This window comes from Clostridium cuniculi (assembly GCF_004353185.1).
GTDB lineage: Bacteria > Bacillota > Clostridia > Clostridiales > Clostridiaceae > Clostridium > Clostridium cuniculi.
The window spans coordinates 1-19,484 of the sequence record NZ_SMUS01000011.1 but is presented as its reverse complement, the minus strand read 5'-3'; the positions used below and the strand labels follow the sequence as shown (position 1 = coordinate 19,484).

Sequence of the window (19,484 nt, the reverse complement as noted above, 5' to 3'; positions counted from 1 at the left end):
ACGTATATCAGCGAAGCTTGACAAAAGTGGTTTCCAAAAAGAATTAAATCAATTATTAAAAAAAGGTTATGATTTAAATCTGAATAGTGGAAATTTTAAAAGCGTAGTTTCGGAAATAAGTAAAGAGTTGAATAAATTAAAATCTACATTAAATAATGTCAATGGAAATACATTTGATAATACTGCTAGTGGAGTTAATAAAACAAAAGATGCTGTCAAAGATTTAAATTCGGAACTTACAAGAATGTCTAGCAAGAATTTATCTAGTACTAGCATAATAGCAGACAAGAACGGTTTAAGTGAAATTAATAAATATAAAGATGGAATAGCACAAACTACTAGCGAAGTCATTAGAAATGGGCAAGTAACAAAACAAGTAATCACTGAAAATATATCTCAATTTGAAAATTTAAAAGCGCAATTACAACAGAAATTAAATGTAGCCAAAGGGAATAGTTTTATTGATGATTCTGTATTAACAAATCTCCAAACAAAGCTAAACTCAATTAATACGAATACACCTGAGAAAGAGTTTAATGAACTTAGGAATGCTATTAATAATTTAAGTAGTTCTGATTCTGGCATTGTGCGACTTCAAAGTAGTATTAATCGACTACAAGAAAGAATAGCTAATATTAAAAAAAATAAAATAGATGTTATAGATGCAAACGAGATAAATGAAATAAAACAAGCTGAGAATGAAGTAAATAACTTGAAAAATATGTTATCACAGTTGCAGGGTGGAGACATTATAGATGGGAAGAAGATTACTTCTTCTATAAATCAGGCTACAAGCTCAGTTAGAACACTAGAAAGTGAATTTAGAAATGTAAATACTACTGCTAGTGGATTAGCTACTACTATGAAAAGTATATTTAGTTATGCTTTAGGTGGTAGCGGTATTTACTTGGCATTAAACTCTATGAGAGAGGCTATAAATACAACGATATCTCTAGATGATTCTTTAAGAGATTTAAAACGTGTGACCGATTTGACTTCTAGTGAGTACGAAAAATTCATGAAGGTGGCAAACCAAACGGCCATAGCATTGGGGACTACTACTTCAGGCGCAATTGATGCTACAACCCGATTTTCACAATTGGGATATTCATTTGACGAAGCTTCAAATAGTCTTTCAAAATACGCACTTATATTGTCAAATGTTGCAGATATGAGTGCTACAGATGCATCAAGTGCAATAGTTTCAGTACTAAAAGGATTCCAAATGGAGACTTCAGAAGTAGCATCAATAGTCGACACTATTAATGAGGCTGGCAATAAATTTGCTATAGATTCAGGTGGGCTTGCTAATGCCTTACAAGTTGGTAGTGCGAATCTTAGTATAGCAGGAAATGATTTACAACAAGCATCAGCTTTAATTATAACAGCTAATGAAGTAATGCAAGATCCATTAACCGTTAGCAATGGGTTGAAAACAATTTCAATGAGATTAAGAGGAGTCGCAGAGGACGGAGAAGAGCTAAGTGCCTCTATGAATGATTTAATTGAAAGTATGACTGGTGTAAAGGTTGAAACAGATGATGGTCAATTAAGATCTACATATGATATATTAAAAGATATTGGCGAAGTCTGGGATGAGCTAGACACTAAGCAACAGGCTTTATTAAGTGAAGAAATAGCTGGGAAAAATCGTGCTAATGTTTTTGCGAGTAATAAAAATGCTCCGTATGTACAGAAATGTGCATAGGACACAGATCTAATTGCAGGTAATTCCTAAAGCCTTACACCACAATAATTCTGAAAAGAGATTATGAAGGTACGAAAGTAGAAACAACGTAAGGATATCTATATGGTTAAATCCTAAGTAGATGTAAATGGATGCTCATGCAGGTAAGCCCCTAAGTAGAAATATATGGGGAAACTTCAACGACTATCCCTTGGATGTTGAACACATCAACAGGAGTACGGCTCAAGCTTAGAGTGGGTGAAAATCCCTTGAATGGAAAAGGTCTGCCCTTAACATTATTTTGTAAAAATTAAAATAGATGAAGGTGAAGAAATAGTCTACTCTCATATAAAAGTATGAGGATTATATAGTAATCTCTTATAAGTGGCGATTATAAGAAAATATAAGGTTTGATGCAAAATGCAGAGCAATTAGAAAATGCATATGATACATTAAAAAGTTCTGCTGGCAGTGCTGAAAAAGAGCAGGAAAGCTACATTTCGAGCTTGTCAGGTAAGATAAATGCACTAAAAGAAAGCTTAACAGCTATCTCTATGCAAATGATAGATAGTGATATGTTCAAAGGTTTAATAGATGGTGCTACCACAGGCGTTCAAGCAACAAGTAAATTAATAGATTTTTTTGGTACATTCCCTAGTATAGTAGGAATTGCAACTGCATCTTTAATTGCTTTTAATAGTAGAATTAGAGAAAATACAAATTCTATGCTTCAAATGATACCTGGATATGGTAAAGCGACAACATCTTTGAAAAGATGGAGTGAGTCTATATCTAAAAATATAACTCAATTACAAGAACAAAAGGCAAGTTTAAAAAAAGCTCAGGCAGATGCTTTAGCTGCAGGCGAAAATACCACAGCACTAGGCAAAAAAATGTTAGGATTAAATACTAATCTAGGAGTTCTCAAAGTTGGTTTAGCTGCCACCAAAGTAGCAGTAGTAGCACTAAATGCTGCAATGAGTATGGCTTTAACAATGGGAATAAGTGCTATTATATCTGGATTAGGAAGTTTGATAGATAAACTAATCCTAACAAGAAGTGAATTAAATGAATTAAATCAAGAGTTCATAACAACTAATTCCGATAGTGAAATGTCTAATGTTATAGATCTCGTAAATACATACGAAGAATTAGAGAATAAACTTTCTACATTAAAGAAAGGTACATCTGAATATAAGGAAGTTGAGGATAAATTAGCATCAACTCAAGAGTCTATAATATCTATATATCCATCTGCTTCTAAAGCAATAGAGAATAACACTGAGGCAAAGAGATTAAACTTAGAAGCAACTAAGAAGTTAATAGATAAAGATTTAGAGTTAGCTAAATCGGATGCTTTAAATATTCTAGAAAAAAATGATACCAAAACAGATACAGGTTTAGATAAGGCAATAGAAGAATATGAAGAGTACTATAAAGTTCTTGAAAAAGTTAATGATTTAGCAGAAAAAGAAGAAGCTAAATCTGTAAATATAGAAAGCAAACTAAGTGATAGTGGAGAGTTATTAGTAAATGCAAAAGATGTAGATGTATATAAAAAGAGAGTTGAATCTTTAAATGATACTCTTGAAGCAAGTTATGAAGCATATAAAATATTAGGAGTTTCAAATGATAAGTATGCTGAAAAGGCTAAGAAAGTAGGAGAAGCTCTTGGTTATAGTGCAAGTCAAACAGAAGAACTTATTAATAAATTGAAAGAAACTGATGAATCAGCCGATGAAACCGCAGAAGCATTGGAAGATATAAACGGTGATGGCATTATAGATGCCACTGACCAAATGTTAAAGTTAGCTATGGCTACGGACGAAGCTAAAAGTGCGGTTGAAAATTTAGCAGACTCATTCTCTGGATTACAAGATGGAATAGAATTATTGAAGCAAATGAAAGAAGAATATTCAGAATATGGAATGCTAGATACAGACACCATGACTAAGGTTTTGAACAGTGGAGATAATCAACTTATTGCATTGTTAGGTGATGAAGCAAACTTTATTGAGAACATCAATTCGTTATTGGATGAGAAGTCAAAAGCACAAGATGAGGTGCTAAAAACAGCTATAGCCATGGCCCAAGCTGAAGTTAACGGAAGTCAAGAAGTTGTAGATGCGACAAATTCAGAAAAGGTAGCACTTGAAAACTTGATGAATGCAAAAAATAATGCAACATCTAATTCTGCTCAGCAACGTGTTAATCAAGAATCTATATTAGTATCTAAAAATGCAGAGAACTATAATATTGACCAATCTAACTATAATAATAAAGAAAATTATAAAATAAAAGGTTCTTTTGATAGTGCTAATGCTAGAATATCAAATGAAAAGGCTGTTACTGATGGTTCAGCAAAAAATTATTCCATTGATGATAAAAACCATGTTTTATTAACAAATTCTAAGATAGATGCTAATGATTCTTATACCAATGTAGCTATTGCAAATGCAAAGACCACAACAGATCAACTTAATGAGAATTATAAAAAAGATGCAAAGAACTATTCAGAATATATAAATAGTATAATAGAAAATATTCGTGCAAGGGCAAGAGCAGAAAGCGCTTTAACTGGTGGTAGTTTAGGATTTAAAAATGAATCAGCAGAAGTAATGGCTAAATATCAAGAGTATTTAAAACTATTAAAAGAAGCTGAGAATGCATCTAAAACTGTAAGTAGCTATGTCGGTTCTGGTGGAGTATCATCTACTGTAGGACATGGTAATGTAGGAAGCGGTAGTTCATCTGGTGGTTCATCTTCATCATCTAATAAAGATGTCTCAAATATAAAAGAAACAGTAGAATGGTATTGGCAATTAAACAATGCTATAGAGGATTATAATAACCTATTAACTAAAAATAAAAATGCACAAGAAAAAGCATCAGGTACGGATTTAATAAAACTTTTAAAAGAAGAAATATCTTTAACAGAACGTCAAATATTTAATAAGAATCAACTTATTCAAGCATACCAATCTGAAACTAAAAATGTAAAAGGCTATCTGCAATATATGGGACTTCAAATAGATGCTAACAATAACTTAATAGGTGTTTCTGAAAAAGTATTAAAAATGAAACAAGAAGCAAATAAATTGTCAGGAACAGCTAAGGAAAATGCTATAGCTGAAGTTGAGAAGGTTGAAGAATATATTGAAAGATTCTTAGAATTAACAAATAATTTAATACCTAGCCTAGAAAATGATATAAATGACCTTAATAGTTCTATTAGAGAAGTATATCAAACTCAAGTAGATTTAGTAGCTGACATGGAAAAGGAAATCTATGATGTTGTAGAATACTACGAAGGCAAAAAGAAAGATGCTAAATTAAGTGCTATTAAGGAACAACGAAAAGCTTTAGAAGATTTATATGATTTAGAAGATAGAGAAGATGATCTTGCCGAGAAGCAAAATAGCTTAGCTGATATTAAGAACCAAATGGACTTATATGAAAATGCACAAGATAGCGTAGGTAAGGCTAAATATCAAGAGTTAAAATCTCAATACGATGAGCTGTTAAAAGAACTTAATACAACTATTAGAGACAATCGAAAAGAAGACAGTCTAGCTGATTTAGATAATATGGAAGAATCTATAGAAAAAGAATATGAAGATGCTTTAAGTCCTGAAAACATAAATAAGATAATATCTGATGCTATGTCTAGTGGTTATATTAAGTTAGGTGATGAAGTATTAGACTTAAATAGCGCTACTACTCAATACTTAGCAGAAACTACAGTAGGAACACAAAATCTTATTAATGCAAACACAGAGTTATTAAATAGTTATTTAAGTGTTAAGGATATATTAAAAGATATATCAACATTGAATGCAAATTTGGGTAATATCGGTATAGATTTAAATACTGTATATTCTGGAATGAGTAGAAGTAATACAGGAAATTCAGTTAGCTTTGGTGATATAACAGTTCAAATTCAAGGAAGTACAAATATGAGCCAAGCTGATATTGAAACAGCAGTGCAAAAAGCAATAATTAATGTGAGTAATAATTTAAAATTTTAACATAGGGAAGTAGTTGATTCTACTTCCTTTTATTAATGAAAGGAGGAAGAAAATGCTACAATTACATGATGCAAAACACTTTAGATTCGATGGAGAAATAAAAGAAGATTGGCTATTAGTCAATACAACAAATGATACTACATTTAAACTTGGAAGAACAAAATCTATGCAGACTGAAGATGGTATAATTAATCCTATTTTTAAGGGAATTAAAACAGATTTACCAAGTTTAAGTTTTGAAATATTTAAAGTAGATTATGAAGGTGAACCATGCGAGATGACAGATGAAGATCTATTTGAATTAAACAGATGGCTAGATAGAAATGAACCTAAACCATTAGAAGTAAATGGGTATATTTATTACGGGGTATTTACTCCTAGTAGTGGTGCTTGGTATCCTAATAAATGGGGGCGTATTGAATTAATTTTTGATATGGCATTACCATATATGCTTGATTCTATAGTAGAAGAAACCTTAGAGGTAGAAGGGGAAGAAAAAATTATTATAGAAAATGATAGCAATGTTTACAATGACTTAGTGTATCCTGACATAGAAATAGCAGTTCTAGAAGGTGATACAATAAGTATAACTAATTTTGACAATGAACAGGAAATAATTTTAACTAATTTAAAACCTGATAATATATATAAAATTTATAACCAAGAAAGACAAATGATTAATAAAAATAATGTTCGTGAGAATATTTATGCTAATAGCAATAAGAAATATATGAATTTAGAATATGGGATTAATAGATTTAAAATAACAAATAATGGTCACATGATAGTGAAAATAATATATCAACCTAAGATATGTTTACAATAGAAAGGTGGTGAGATTATGTATAGACAAAGTTTAAATAAATTGGATGATGTTAAAGTTACATTAATGCAGACATCTAAGAAGGAACTATGCGAAATCCCAAATGAGTATATCGACTCTATAACTATAAATTGGGATGATGTATGTACTATGGAATTAAGCGTACCATCAATAATTTATACTAATGGGGTAAAAAAGGATAATTTGCTTTACGATAAAATAAAGGGAAAAACACAACAAATAATAGTTTCAAATCCCAATATAAGATTTATTATAACTGATATGAATATAGTTGAAGAAAGATTGCAAGGAACAGATGTGTTATATAAAACTAAAACTATAAAATGTGAAAGCTTCGAATCTACTCTTACGGAAAAATTGATTTTAAATGAAGATACTTTATATGAATTAGCTAATGAAGATAAGGCTGGATTATTAGATTTGTTTGAACAATATAATAAAAATTGGAGTGTTAAACACATATCTGATAATGCATTATATGAAACAGGTGTAATTAGAAAAGAGATAGCAAGTAATATAGGACAAGCATTAGCCTATGATGGAGTAAGAGAATTATTATTGTTTGAATACAACAAACCTATTACAGTATTTAGTAATAAGACTTATATAGATTTTAAAGTAAAATATAAAAATGTTGTGACTAAATATAATGGAATTGTTCAGAGTATATTAGATTTTACTCATAAAATAGAAGAAATACATACATCTATAAATAAAATACAAGCTTATTATACTAAATATGAAGGTGATTATTGTGTGAAATACGTAATCTCACTTGCTGATGGTATAGAAGTTACTGAATATAGAAGTTTCTGTTTTATTGATAATATGGATCTTGAAATAGAAAGTATTGATTTAGTTTATAGTGATGGTGAAGAAGTAGAATCAACGTATCTTAGAAGAAGAAATATAGAGCAGGGCGAATATACATGGTTAGATATATTCAGAGAAACAATCTCAAATGGATATGATGGACTATATGTAGAATTCGATACAATTAATAAAGAAATAAGTATATATAATCGTGAAGAATATGGTGAACATCATGGTATTCAATTAAGCTATGATAATTACGTTAAATCAATAAATAAAAATATTGTTGGTGATGATATTATAACTAAATTAAGAGTTTCGAATAGCGAAGAAACTATTGCTGAAGTTAATAAATTTGGTGGTGATTATATATATGATTACAGTTATTCCTATAACAATGACATAATGAGTGATGAACTAAAAGAAGCATGGGATAATTACATTGAATTTGTAGATACACACCAAGGAGATATAGAAAGTTATAGAAGTGATAAATCTGATTATAATAAAGAATTAATTAAGCTAGAGAGTGAGAGAACAGCAATAGATTATGACATCCAAAATCTTCAAGTACTTCAATCTACATTAATTACTCAACAAACAGAGACAGGTGTAGATATGAGTGTTGAAATCGAAGAGTATTATAATAAAATTAATGAAAGACAGAGTAAGTTTGCTGAAGTAATGAAATCTATTCAGGAATTAAACGATAAAATAGAGTTATTAAATTCAAATATAAATGCATTGCAAAACAAATATAATTTTGAAACTTGTGGTTTCTTTGACAAAGATACTCTTGAAGAATTAAATGATCTAACTGTATATCAAGAAGTTCAAGATGATAGTTTTGCTACTGTAAAAGAACTTTATGAAAATTATTTATATTTAACTCATATCAAGAATAATCAAGGAGTTGAATTTACAGTTGATATAGTTGGTTTCTTAGAGAATTTAATAATTCCAAATGGTTTAACATGGGATTATTACTTACAAATTGGAAGTTTTGTTGATTTAGTTGATAGTGGTGATATTGATATAGAGGAACGAGGGTTAAGAATAATTGGTTATACATTAAATCTTAAAGAAAATACTGTTAGTGGTATAACATTAACTAACAGAGATAGAAAAGTAGATTTGCTAAGTGGTTTTACTAAATTAAAAGAAGTTGCAAAGAGAACGCAATCATTTATAAATAATAATAAAACTAATTGGAGTCAATCTATATCTACTAATAAAAACGTTCAAAGTTTAATGAGCGGAATTGATACGAGTAAGATAAAAGTTGGTTCTGATACGGGTGATTCCAAGATTATAAATAGCAAGGCAGGACTATATGTTATTGATAATCAAGACTATGAATCTGTAACAAGAAGTAGGAGCATTTCTACTGAAGATGTTGATGAAGTTCTTTATAAAGACGGTGACAAACAAATATTTGTAGGAAAAGGAATAATCGCCATTACAGATACGGGATGGAGAACTTGTAGTACAGCAATAACAGGAAGTAAGATCTGTGCAGAAGTTATAAAAGGGAAATTATTAATTGGTGAGGAGCTTGAAATAACTACTGATAATGGTGAGTTTAGAATAGGAAATATATCTTCTATGAACGGAAATAAGACTAATGCTTTTGGTCTTAAAATATCGGACTTTAATGGCGTAGATAGAATGTTCCTAGGTGTAGATTATCAAGATAATAAAGCTAAATTAGAGATGTATGATGAGACAGGAACAGATTTACTGTTTTCACATGATGGAAGAATAAGTGAATTCAATGACAGTAAATGGGGCGTGATTGATAAAGATGTACCAGTATATCATTATTTAAGACTTCGTGGTAATGTTGAAAAAGTTGAAGAAGTAATTTTAACCGTTAGACTTCAAGATTTTAGAGTATTTTCGAAAGGTTTAGAGGCTAGTGGTGGAGGAGAACTTAATCTTAATGGAGAAACTGCAAGTTTACAGGTAAAAGGGAATACTGATTCTACAAAAGATAATAGGCAATTATTATTTAAGCCTACAGGAGTCAAAAGAGATATATCGGAATTCACAGAATTAGAAGAATATCAAATGGTAGTGGATGAAACGACAAATGAAATTGCAAGTATTTATTTACCACCAATGGAATTGAAGGAAGAGTCTGCTGTAATTGATAAGAAAATATATTCCTATGAAACAAAAGACCATGATCATACAGTAGATATTTTAGTTGGAAATGCCAAGGTGTCGGGTGTTCTTAATATAGATTCTCATACTCATCAACAGATTTATGGAGTGTTTGTACAACCTAATACTAAACCTTCTGATATGAGAATTTATATAAATGGAGAAGTGGTTACAGAGGGATTAAATGATGATTTTGAATTAGATATAACTCAGTATATTCCATCTATAGAAGGATTCCATGAAATAATGATAACAAGCGAAACTAGAGGTTGTCTTGATGTAAATCTTTATTGTAGAAGCTTTTCAAGATGGAGGTAGATAAAGTGGAAGGATTTGAAAGAGTAATCACTATTTCTACGATTAGTCAATTTGTAAATGAACAAATAGTAGATTTAGATGTTGAAAGTATAGGAAAAATATCAATACAGGTAAGTAAAGCAACAAAAATAAAATACAATGATGAGGAAATAGAAATTAAAAGAACAAGGATTTTTAATAAGGAGGACATTATATCTAATATGAATATATTTGCATTAGAAGAAAATGTGAAGTTTTATATAACAGTTAGATATAAAGAAAATATAGGAAATTTATTAAAAGAGGAGGAATAAATATGGATATAGAATTTGAAAAGAAGCAATCAATAGTCACTAAATATAATATTGATCCTGATACAAAGTTGCCAATATCTATACCAGTAACTGAGAGTCAACAAGTACATCCATTAAAGAATCTTATACAAATGTTGGGTATTCCAAAGAAGAACAAAAAGATACAAATACTTAGTGATGACATGATTCCAGTTAAAAGACCAGAGCAAATAACAAAGTCGTATCATTATTACGTAGACTATGACCAAGGAATAATTCATTTTCATCCTGACATAGCTGGGAATACAGTAGAGTTTAAATATGAAGATATTGGCGTAGAATTAATATCAGCAAATAAGATATTTACTAAACAGGATTCAAAAGGAAATGTTATTGAGTTATTAGAAGATATTATTAGATTAGGAAGAGAAGCTATTGATGTCATGGAGACTATCGGTGGTGTAGCCATAGTAATGAAAAAACTTGAAGATGATATTAAGGAAGGTTATGAAGTTTCTGATAAGATTCAAGCTGATATACAACAAGCCAAAGATGAGATTCTGAATGTAAGAGGAAATAAAGAAGTTATAATTAAATCTTCTGATTGGACTTTAAATGTTGATGTATATGAAAAAGAAATAACACATGACTTAAATAGTGAAAACCTTCATGTGACTGCTAAGAATAGTGATACAAAAGAAGCAGTAACAATAGGTTATAAGATTCTAGATAAAACTAGGATTTTATTAAAGAGTGATGAATTAATAAATATGAGTGTGATATTGAGTGCCTCATATTATCATGCTACTCAAACTATTAGTGATGATATTGCTGAAGAAGTTGTTAAAGCTAGAAAAGGTGAGGCAAGTCTTGATGTAAAAATAACTAAAATAGATGAGCAATTGGATACTATTGAAACTGAAATAAACTCATTATCTTTTTTCCCAAGATTGGCAAATGAAACTGACGACTATAATAGAATTTTAAGAGCGATTGATAATACTCAAACTGGTGGAATTATTAAATTTCCATCAGGAACTTATGAATTGAATGCTAATGACATTATTATAAGTAAAAGCTTAACTTTTATTGGTGATGGAATAGATAAGACAATATTTAGTGGGGGAAGTATACAAATTGAGAGTAGCAATGTAAAGATTAGTGATTTAACGGTTTTAGCACTTTCAAAACAAAATGCTTTTCAATGCAATAATGGAGCATATGGAAATATAAGAATTTCAAGATGCAAAGGTTCTGCTATAAGCCATAGTTTTCTTTTTGAAAGCTATAACGGTACAGTTCAAAATATTATTTGTGATGATTGCATATCGATAAATTCTATTCATGGTTTTATATCTAAAGCTTATGATGTAACATTTAAAAATTGTAAGGCTTACAACCATATAAGTGGATTTGGTTTTGGGATTATAACAGATAATATCCCAAGCGAAACACAAATTGGAGCTTGTAGTTATAATAATATAATAAATTGTGAGGCTAATAATTGCTCTTCTGGTGTAAGGTCATATTGTAGAGATAAATATAATTCAAATACAACATTAAAATGCAATAATAATAACATAAATGGATTTAAAGCTATAAAATGCAATACTCCTATAAGTATTGGAGAAGATACAATTCCAGACGGATATCAAGCTATATCAAGAATTGAGTATTATAAAATAACAGGTGTTTTTGATGAACAAACCCCAAGTGCGAATGCAGGTATTATTTTAAGAAAAACTTATAGATGTATAGTTGATGATTGCATAATAAATAATGGTTTATCTCAAACAATAAATGCAGTTGATAATATAATCGGAAATGTAGTATCAAGCACAACCTATCCCAATACTGCCGTTATTCCTTTACTTGGTAGCACAAGTATTAACACTTCGTTAAATTCAAGTTTTGAGATTGTAATGCAAAGCGGAACATCATCAAGTGATAAGATAACTCTTACGGGAACACCTAGGAATGGCAATGTAGTTACAGTATTAGTTAGGAATGGCGGATTTAATAGCTTTGGTGGTTTTGATACGTCTAATTTAATAATAGATACAAGTAAATTTACAATTAATACAGATAGTTATACATTCAATCATGGTCAAATAACTCAGTGGTTGTGGATGAGAAGTTTGAGTAAATGGTTATGTATTTATGCAAGTAGTGATATGGCTTTAGGTTAATTTAAACTTTTAGATAAATATTATTCGTAAAAATTAAAATAAATTGAATATAAATAAAACTTGATTTTTAAAGGGTTGTTTAATTAATTATATACAAATAAAAAATTAAATATGTACAAATTAGAGATTAGGTTAATTGCCCTAGTCTCTTTTTTATAAATTAAATTAATAAAGGAGTTGGTTTTAATGCAAATTATTGAAACAAATTTTAAGTGGAATGGAAGTTTAAGCTACACTAACAAACCAAAGAGGATAATTTTACACCATGCAGAAGCTTCGATTTGTACTGTACAACAAATTCATTCTTGGCACTTAGGTAATGGATGGACTGGAATAGGATATCATTTCTTTGTAAGAAAAGATGGAACAATTTATAGAGGAAGGCCAGAGAATGCAATTGGTGCGCATGTAAGTGGTGCAAATACTAATACATTAGGAATATGTGCAGAAGGAAGTTATATGACAGAAACTATGCCAGTAGCACAATTAAATGCTATTAAATGGTTAATTCAATATTTAGATAATAAATATGGGCAACTACCTATTTATGGACATAGAGAGGTTGGAAGCTCTAACTGTCCAGGAACCAATTATCCTTTAGGTGAATTAAAGGCTAGAAAAGGTTTTGTTCAAAGTGAAACAAAAGTGGAAAATGTAGTTGTAGCTACTTCTCCTGTTACAGAAACTAAATCAGATATACAAAAGGCAAAAGAATATGTAGGAGATAGATGTAAGGAACTACAAGAAAAATTAATTAAATGCGGTTATAATTGTGGGGGTTATGGTGCAGATGGAAAATTTGGACAAGGAACTTATGATAGCTTAATTCAATTCCAAAAGGATAACGGATTAGTTGCTGATGGATTGGCAGGAGTAAAAACTTTTGCTAAATTAGATGAATTAATTGCTAAGAAAAATTCTAATTCAGGAGATGATTGGATTAGAAGATTACAACAAGAATGTAACGCACAAGGTTTTTCAAATCAATCAGTAGATGGAATTGCAGGATCTAAAACATTGGCTGGTTGTCCGACTTTAAAGAAAGGCGCAAGTGGCAATATAACTAAGTTACTTCAAGAGAGATTAGGAGTTACAGCAGATGGAATATTTGGAGGAAATACTAGGGCGGCAGTTATAGGTTTCCAAAATACTCATGGACTATCAGCAGATGGAATAGTGGGCAAGAATACCTGGAGAAAATTATTAGGATTATAAAATTAAAATATTAAGGAGGAAATAAGTATGGAAAATCAATTACAAGAATCATTGATACAACTATTATCAATATTAATAGGAGGAGCTTTAACTGTTGTTACTGCTTATGTAGGTGTGTTCGTTCAAAAAGCAACTCAAAAAGCTAAGTTAGAAATAGCTAAGATTGAAGATGAGAATTCACAAGTTATATTTTCAAATGCTTTAGAGAAAACAACCACATTAATCAATACAAATATTGTAGCAATGGAAAATACACTAAAAAAAGAACTTATTGCTGCAATTGAAGATGGAAAAATAGAAAAAGATGAGTTAAAGCAATTATCTACTGCTGTTAAAGATAATGTTTTAAATCAATTAACTGATGATACATTAAATGTTTTAAATGGAGGGATTAAGGATATTAATCAATATTTAGAAATGAAGATTGAGGAAGAATTGGCTAAGATTAAAGGTCAGATAGAAAGTAAGTAATTTAATTAAGGAGAGTAAAAGCTGCAGTATGTCTTAATATTTGCCCTACTCTCCTACTAGAATGATTTAAGTTATTAAATAGTATTGGCGAATTTTAAAGTTCTTATACAAAATAAGGTGAAGAAATTAATCCTCGCCTTTTATTATGTAAGATTTCAATTATACCACTACTCTGTTTATTTGTCTATCACCTTAAATTTTTATTTAAATTTTAGAATTACTTTAGACTTCTCTTTATTAGGTTAAATAAAAAGTTGAAATTTAAAATTTGTCAGAATTGAAGTTTAATATTTCTTAACTCTATCTATGAATTCTTGTAGAAGCTCCTCATCTTCGCTAAGTAATTCAATCATAATATCAAACCCCTTGCAATATTCTTGTCCAATATGATCCATTAAATTCTTATATTCATTGTAATATTCAGTTCTTATTGTTGTAGTTACTTTAGTTCTTGGATGAATTTTATAGTTATATTTGCTTTTTATAGATTTTCCGTTAATTGTAAACATAATATCCTCCATTATATGCTTTTATAAGTTAAATTATACATGGATTTTGTTATGGTTTCAATATGGCTAGAAAGAATATTCACATAATATGCATTTATACTATATGGTTGCTTATGGTTAGATGATAAAAAGTATGAAATAAAAGGAGGAGATTGAGATTGGCTAGATATAATAAATATCACAATAAAAAAATAGAAAAATATAATCAAATTTGGGATTCTGAAATGGAATTAGACTTCTATGAGGGACAATGTCTACCTAATTTAGAAAATGGTACTTGGATTAGAGTGGAAACTCAAAAGGTTTTTGTTTTACAAGAAGCCTTTGTCCAACAAGGCAAAAAGATACAACCTATTAAATACATAGCTGACTTCTTTATTACTGCTGCTAATGGAGAACAAATTGTGGTCGATACTAAAGGTATGCCTCCTACGGCAGATTTTAAATTAAAGTGGAAGATGCTCAGATTCAAATTCCCGCAATATACATATAGATGCTTAAAAGGATCTGGAAGAGATAAGAGACGTGGAATCATTCATTATCAAAAATGGGAAGAAGTTATAGACAAGTCTAGAGTTGTTAAAAAGAAATAAATTAACAAAATATATATTCATCTCTAAAGAGACTCACATCTGCTATCGCAGAAAACAAAATAATGGAGGTATTAAGTTATGGAAAAAGTTATTTATGATTTTAAGGATTTAGGATTAGCTAGTTATTTAATTGCTAACGGAGGTTCTTTTAAAGGGATACAAATTAAGTATGTAAAAAGGTTTAATGAATTTAAAATATTTGTTCGTATTGAAGGTGAAAAGGATTATTTATTAAAGATGCGAGATTATTATGAAGAAAATAAAATTCAAATACTTAAATCTAAAACAATTATTAGTATGGTTAATAAGCTGTCTGATAGAGTTGAAAGAATTCTGAAGAATGAAGAAGAGAATACGTTTTAAAGTGGCTATTTTACTAGGTTTTAAAAATATTTAACGGTCATTTAACGCCTACTCAACGGATGTTTACATCATGCTACTCGGATACTAGCATCCGTCAAATATATAAAAAAAATAGATTATTAGGAGGTGCATTTAATTATGCAGAATATAGGGATAAAAGAATATATACAAAAACTAAACGAATTATTTATTGAAATAACTGGCGGTAGTTATGCTAATGTCGAAACAGGAGAAATATTTACTAAAGCTGAAGTAACTAAATTTATAAAGTTAAAGTTGGAAGATTACAACAAATTATACTTAGCTAGTGTAAGAAGTGAAGCTTTTGAAAATGGAATAGAATTAGATCAAAGTTTAATTAATTCCAGAAGTAAGAAAAAGAAGTCTAATAAAGTAAAAGACAGGTATGATGGTGGAGACTTCAATATGATTTATAGAGAAAGGTTGGGTGATATTGTGGCTTTAAAATTAAATATATCAGAAAAGGGAGTCTATTATTCTTTAGGTGAATTATTAACTTACCCTACTAATACTGTAATGATTAATGGAGATATTCCTACTTTTGAAGCATTAGGAAAATACATTGGCCTATCAGATAGAAACTTGAGAAAGTATATACATAAATTAGAAGATGTTAATTTAATTAAATTGGTCAAGGTTGGATATAAAAAAGCAATTGTGTTTAATCCTGAATATTATGCTACTGGAAAAGATTTAGACATTGATACTTTAAGATTATTCAATTTAGTTGAGTGTGATGATGATAAAGTAAATGAATATTTAAATATATAAATTAACAAAATAAAGGAGAGTATTAAGTTATGAATAAAAGAGAAGAAGATTTAATGTTGAAAGATAGAATAGAAAAATTAATAAAAGAAACAGGATATATAGTGCCATTAAAAGACTTATGCAACGATGAGAACTTTCCTTCACAAAAGGGGATTAATAATTGCTACAAGCGATTATTTGGTGAAACATATTTTAAACACTACGTTAACTTAGGATATAAAGAAAAAGAAATTTCTAAAAAGGAAGTTGAGTCATATGAGAATATAGTGAAGATGATAAAGAATTTTACTGATATTAATAAAAGATTCCCTTCCCATAAAGAATTTATCAAAGAAAACAATCTCTATAGCTATACTAAAATATGTAGAATTTTAAAACATTATAATAAAAATCTTGATGATGTTGCAACAGAATTAGGATACTCAAGAATAACAAGAAATGAAGGATATGATTATTGGATAACTAAACTAAAAGATGTTGTAAAAGAAAAAAGAGAATTTAAATATATTGATTTTCAAAAATATGGTCTCCCTACAGCTACTTGGTATATAAATAACTGCACTAATAAAGATGTTAAAAATTTCAATGACTTACTTGAAAAAGAATTAAATATTAGAGTAAATAGTAAAATGTCCAAAGAGACTGCAACTAAAATAATTCTTGAAATGGCTAAAAAACATGATAGACCTTTGATGTATGATGATTTTAGAGGTACATCGAAAGATAGAGTTAGTATATCCACGATAAATAAGTATTGGGGGACTATGAATAAAATGAAGGAAGAATTAGGTCTTGAAATAATCCAAGAAGATATGATTTCAAAGTCAAAATCAAAAGAAGAAATGTTAGATGATATGCAAAAGTTAATAGATGAATTAGGAAGATTACCATTGTCAAGAGAAATCGATATATGTAACTATACTAATAACTGTGCCAGTTATCATAAGTATTTTGGAGGAATAAACAATGTTTTCATTCAGCTTGGATATATCCCGAATAAAAAATCAATATCATTACATATGTCCAATGAAGATATAATTAACATATACAAAGAATTTATACATGATACATGCGTAACTCTGTCATATGCCTATGTGAAAGATGTCTATACTCTCCCTTCTCCAACAACTGTAATTAGAAGATTCAATTGTACTTGGAATGAATTTATATCAATGTTAGGTTATAAACCTAATGATGTAACATATAACAAAACATATGCAAAAGATGGAACATACTGTGCTTCTACTGGTGAGGCGATAATACATAATTATTTATTGGCACTAGATATTAATAATCTAGATAAAGAAACTTATTATAAAGATATTTTAGATAATGAAGATCTTCAGGAAGAAGCTGGATACAAACGTCTAGATTGGACTTTTGTATATTGTGATAAAAAGTATTATGTGGAATACTTTGGTATGATGGGATATGGCGAATATAACAAAAGACATGATTTTAAAATAAATTTAATTGCTAGAGATAATAAGTTGGATAATTTTATAGCTATATATCCAGAAGACTTAACTAGATTAGATAAATTAATTAAAGAAAAAATAAAATACAATGAGGAGGATGTTTAATGGCAAATAAAAATATAGAAATGAATATGGTTAGGGAGAGATCTTTAAAACTTCCTACAGTAACAGATGAAATGTACAAGCAATGCAATCAAGAAACTAGAGAAATGATTCAAGAATTCTTCGATTCTAAGCCACAACTCAGTCCTGATACTAGGAAGCAATATTGGTCTGCATTAAAACAATTTGTCTATTGGGTGTATACGTCATGTAATGATAAACCACTATACAAAATTAAGAAAAGAGATTTTACGAGATATATGAGTTATCTTACTAATAGGGGTATGAGTAGCAGCGGATTAAAATTTAAGAAAAGTGCGTGTAGCTCATTGTGTAATTATATTTTGGATAATGTTGTAGATGATAGTGATGAATATGAATTATTTAGAAATTTTACTACTGCTTTTAAAGATATCCCATTAAATTATGTTTATGAAAAAATCCCTATTTCGGAGAAGGAATATGAAAAATTAAAAGAAGTATTACTTGCAGATGAGAACTACATGGCTCTAGCTTGGGTAGTATGTGCGTTTAATTGTGGTGCTAGACGTGGAGGGATAGTTCAATTTAAAGTTGACTGCATAAAAGATGGCATTCCAGAAGGTAAATCTTATGTTCTAAGCAATAAAGTTCGTGAAAAAGGGCGTAGTAAAGATGGTAAGATTTGTCAATACATGTTAAATCAAGAATGTATTGATTACATAAACTTATGGTTAGAACATAGAGGGTATGAACATGAATATATATTTACTACTAAATATGATGGGAAAATTAAAATGGCTTCAAAAGAATGGGTTAATGGTGTTTGTTCAGATATACTGTCAGATATATTAGGCAGAAGAATTAATCCACACTTATTTAAAGCTAGTGCAGCAACTCATCTCTTATCTAAAGGTAAGGATATTAAATTAGTAAGTAAATATGTTTGTCAACATAACGATATTTCTACGACACAAAAATTCTATGATCTTAGACCTGATGAGGGAATGGATAACCTATTTGATTAATTACAAATAACAATCCAACAAATCTAAGGAGCAACAAAAGGAGGTGATGTCTATGTATTTCCGTTAATTTTATTAGCAGCTAACGATATTAAGTTATAGATACAAATTAAAAGAAAGGCAGGTAATTAAAATTGGAAGATAATAAATACATAGAAAATCAATTAAGCGATCACGAACAAAGATTGAGAAGATTAGAAGAAAGTGATATACAACAAAGAATTCAATTAACTAATATAGAGAAGAATTTAGCTGAAACGAGGCTAGAGATTAATAGCAGCAATGAAAAATTATTAAATGCAATAATAGAAAATGGACAAACATCTAACAAGATAAAGCTAATAGACAGAAAAGAATTCTGGGGTGTCATAGGTGTTATAGTTAGTGCTATTTTAGTATATTTAGGAATAAAATAAGCCCATCCATCAGGATAGGCGCGAAGCAATCAACACATACGAGACAACATATGTGTTACTATAATTATACCATAAGGGGTAAGTAGATTTCAATTAATGAGACTGTAGATAATTTTGTGTAATATAGTTTCTTATAAATCAAATATTACTGGAAATTTTGATTTCCAGTAATATTTTTTTATTATCTAGAAATACTAATAATGTGTTTTTCTGTTCTTTTATAT

15 protein-coding genes are annotated in these 19,484 nt (G+C 29.4%); 14 read left to right on the top strand and 1 reads right to left on the bottom strand.

Annotated elements, in window-relative coordinates; genetic code table 11:
- The first annotated feature begins 127 nt into the window (after positions 1 to 127).
- From EJJ37_RS07060 to EJJ37_RS07020, 8 genes are all read left to right on the top strand, one after another.
- Entirely contained in the window at positions 128 to 1,708 is a 1,581-nt protein-coding gene (locus EJJ37_RS07060; RefSeq protein ID WP_133014896.1) for a phage tail tape measure protein, read from the top strand.
- A gap of 392 nt (positions 1,709 to 2,100) precedes the next feature.
- Positions 2,101 to 5,715, top strand: coding sequence for a coiled-coil domain-containing protein (locus EJJ37_RS07055; RefSeq protein ID WP_133014895.1), 3,615 nt, complete (start codon positions 2,101 to 2,103; stop codon positions 5,713 to 5,715).
- Between the two features lie 52 nt (positions 5,716 to 5,767).
- Entirely contained in the window at positions 5,768 to 6,541 is a 774-nt protein-coding gene (locus EJJ37_RS07050; protein WP_133014894.1) for a phage tail domain-containing protein, read from the top strand.
- 15 nt (positions 6,542 to 6,556) lie between these two features.
- The gene (locus EJJ37_RS07045) at positions 6,557 to 9,856 is read left to right on the top strand and encodes a hypothetical protein (protein ID WP_133014893.1); all 3,300 of its coding nucleotides are present in this window, start codon (positions 6,557 to 6,559) and stop codon (positions 9,854 to 9,856) included.
- A 5-nt stretch (positions 9,857 to 9,861) separates the two neighbouring features.
- Entirely contained in the window at positions 9,862 to 10,149 is a 288-nt protein-coding gene (locus tag EJJ37_RS07040) for a hypothetical protein (protein WP_133014892.1), read from the top strand.
- A gap of 2 nt (positions 10,150 to 10,151) precedes the next feature.
- Entirely contained in the window at positions 10,152 to 12,317 is a 2,166-nt protein-coding gene (locus tag EJJ37_RS07035) for a right-handed parallel beta-helix repeat-containing protein (RefSeq protein ID WP_133014891.1), read from the top strand.
- A gap of 186 nt (positions 12,318 to 12,503) precedes the next feature.
- Complete coding sequence (locus tag EJJ37_RS20810) at positions 12,504 to 13,532, top strand: peptidoglycan recognition protein family protein (RefSeq protein WP_243124848.1); 1,029 nt, start codon at positions 12,504 to 12,506, stop codon at positions 13,530 to 13,532.
- 27 nt (positions 13,533 to 13,559) lie between these two features.
- Complete coding sequence (locus EJJ37_RS07020; RefSeq protein ID WP_133014890.1) at positions 13,560 to 14,003, top strand: hypothetical protein; 444 nt, start codon at positions 13,560 to 13,562, stop codon at positions 14,001 to 14,003.
- A 284-nt stretch (positions 14,004 to 14,287) separates the two neighbouring features.
- Here EJJ37_RS07020 and EJJ37_RS07015 read toward each other — a convergent pair whose 3' ends face one another.
- Positions 14,288 to 14,512: a hypothetical protein gene (locus EJJ37_RS07015; RefSeq protein WP_133014889.1), complete on the bottom strand. Its 225-nt coding sequence runs from the start codon at positions 14,510 to 14,512 to the stop codon at positions 14,288 to 14,290.
- Between the two features lie 158 nt (positions 14,513 to 14,670).
- Between EJJ37_RS07015 and EJJ37_RS07010 the strand changes: the two genes are divergently transcribed.
- From EJJ37_RS07010 to EJJ37_RS06985, 6 genes are all read left to right on the top strand, one after another.
- The gene (locus EJJ37_RS07010; RefSeq protein WP_166484683.1) at positions 14,671 to 15,105 is read left to right on the top strand and encodes a DUF1064 domain-containing protein; all 435 of its coding nucleotides are present in this window, start codon (positions 14,671 to 14,673) and stop codon (positions 15,103 to 15,105) included.
- A 78-nt stretch (positions 15,106 to 15,183) separates the two neighbouring features.
- A complete protein-coding gene (locus EJJ37_RS07005; RefSeq protein WP_133014887.1) occupies positions 15,184 to 15,468 on the top strand; it encodes a hypothetical protein in 285 nt (94 codons plus the stop codon).
- A gap of 138 nt (positions 15,469 to 15,606) precedes the next feature.
- On the top strand, positions 15,607 to 16,260 hold the full coding sequence (locus tag EJJ37_RS07000; RefSeq protein ID WP_133014886.1) for a hypothetical protein: 654 nt from the start codon (positions 15,607 to 15,609) through the stop codon (positions 16,258 to 16,260).
- 29 nt (positions 16,261 to 16,289) lie between these two features.
- On the top strand, positions 16,290 to 17,843 hold the full coding sequence (locus EJJ37_RS06995) for a homing endonuclease associated repeat-containing protein (protein ID WP_133014885.1): 1,554 nt from the start codon (positions 16,290 to 16,292) through the stop codon (positions 17,841 to 17,843).
- A complete protein-coding gene (locus EJJ37_RS06990) occupies positions 17,843 to 18,847 on the top strand; it encodes a tyrosine-type recombinase/integrase (RefSeq protein ID WP_133014884.1) in 1,005 nt (334 codons plus the stop codon). The genes EJJ37_RS06995 and EJJ37_RS06990 overlap by 1 nt, the downstream gene beginning before the upstream one ends.
- Before the next feature lie 131 nt (positions 18,848 to 18,978).
- Complete coding sequence (locus EJJ37_RS06985) at positions 18,979 to 19,260, top strand: hypothetical protein (RefSeq protein WP_133014883.1); 282 nt, start codon at positions 18,979 to 18,981, stop codon at positions 19,258 to 19,260.
- The last annotated feature ends 224 nt before the right edge of the window (positions 19,261 to 19,484 follow it).

Bases quoted from the DNA above. Each gene is read 5' to 3' on its own strand.
- EJJ37_RS07055 (WP_133014895.1), top strand. From the start codon at position 2,101: ATGCAAAATGCAGAGCAATTAGAAAATGCATATGATACATTAAAAAGT.
- EJJ37_RS07050 (WP_133014894.1), top strand. From the start codon at position 5,768: ATGCTACAATTACATGATGCAAAACACTTTAGATTCGATGGAGAAATA.
- EJJ37_RS07045 (WP_133014893.1), top strand. From the start codon at position 6,557: ATGTATAGACAAAGTTTAAATAAATTGGATGATGTTAAAGTTACATTA.
- EJJ37_RS07035 (WP_133014891.1), top strand. From the start codon at position 10,152: ATGGATATAGAATTTGAAAAGAAGCAATCAATAGTCACTAAATATAAT.
- EJJ37_RS20810 (WP_243124848.1), top strand. From the start codon at position 12,504: ATGCAAATTATTGAAACAAATTTTAAGTGGAATGGAAGTTTAAGCTAC.
- EJJ37_RS07020 (WP_133014890.1), top strand. From the start codon at position 13,560: ATGGAAAATCAATTACAAGAATCATTGATACAACTATTATCAATATTA.
- EJJ37_RS07015 (WP_133014889.1), bottom strand. From the start codon at position 14,512: ATGTTTACAATTAACGGAAAATCTATAAAAAGCAAATATAACTATAAA.
- EJJ37_RS07005 (WP_133014887.1), top strand. From the start codon at position 15,184: ATGGAAAAAGTTATTTATGATTTTAAGGATTTAGGATTAGCTAGTTAT.
- EJJ37_RS07000 (WP_133014886.1), top strand. From the start codon at position 15,607: ATGCAGAATATAGGGATAAAAGAATATATACAAAAACTAAACGAATTA.
- EJJ37_RS06995 (WP_133014885.1), top strand. From the start codon at position 16,290: ATGAATAAAAGAGAAGAAGATTTAATGTTGAAAGATAGAATAGAAAAA.
- EJJ37_RS06990 (WP_133014884.1), top strand. From the start codon at position 17,843: ATGGCAAATAAAAATATAGAAATGAATATGGTTAGGGAGAGATCTTTA.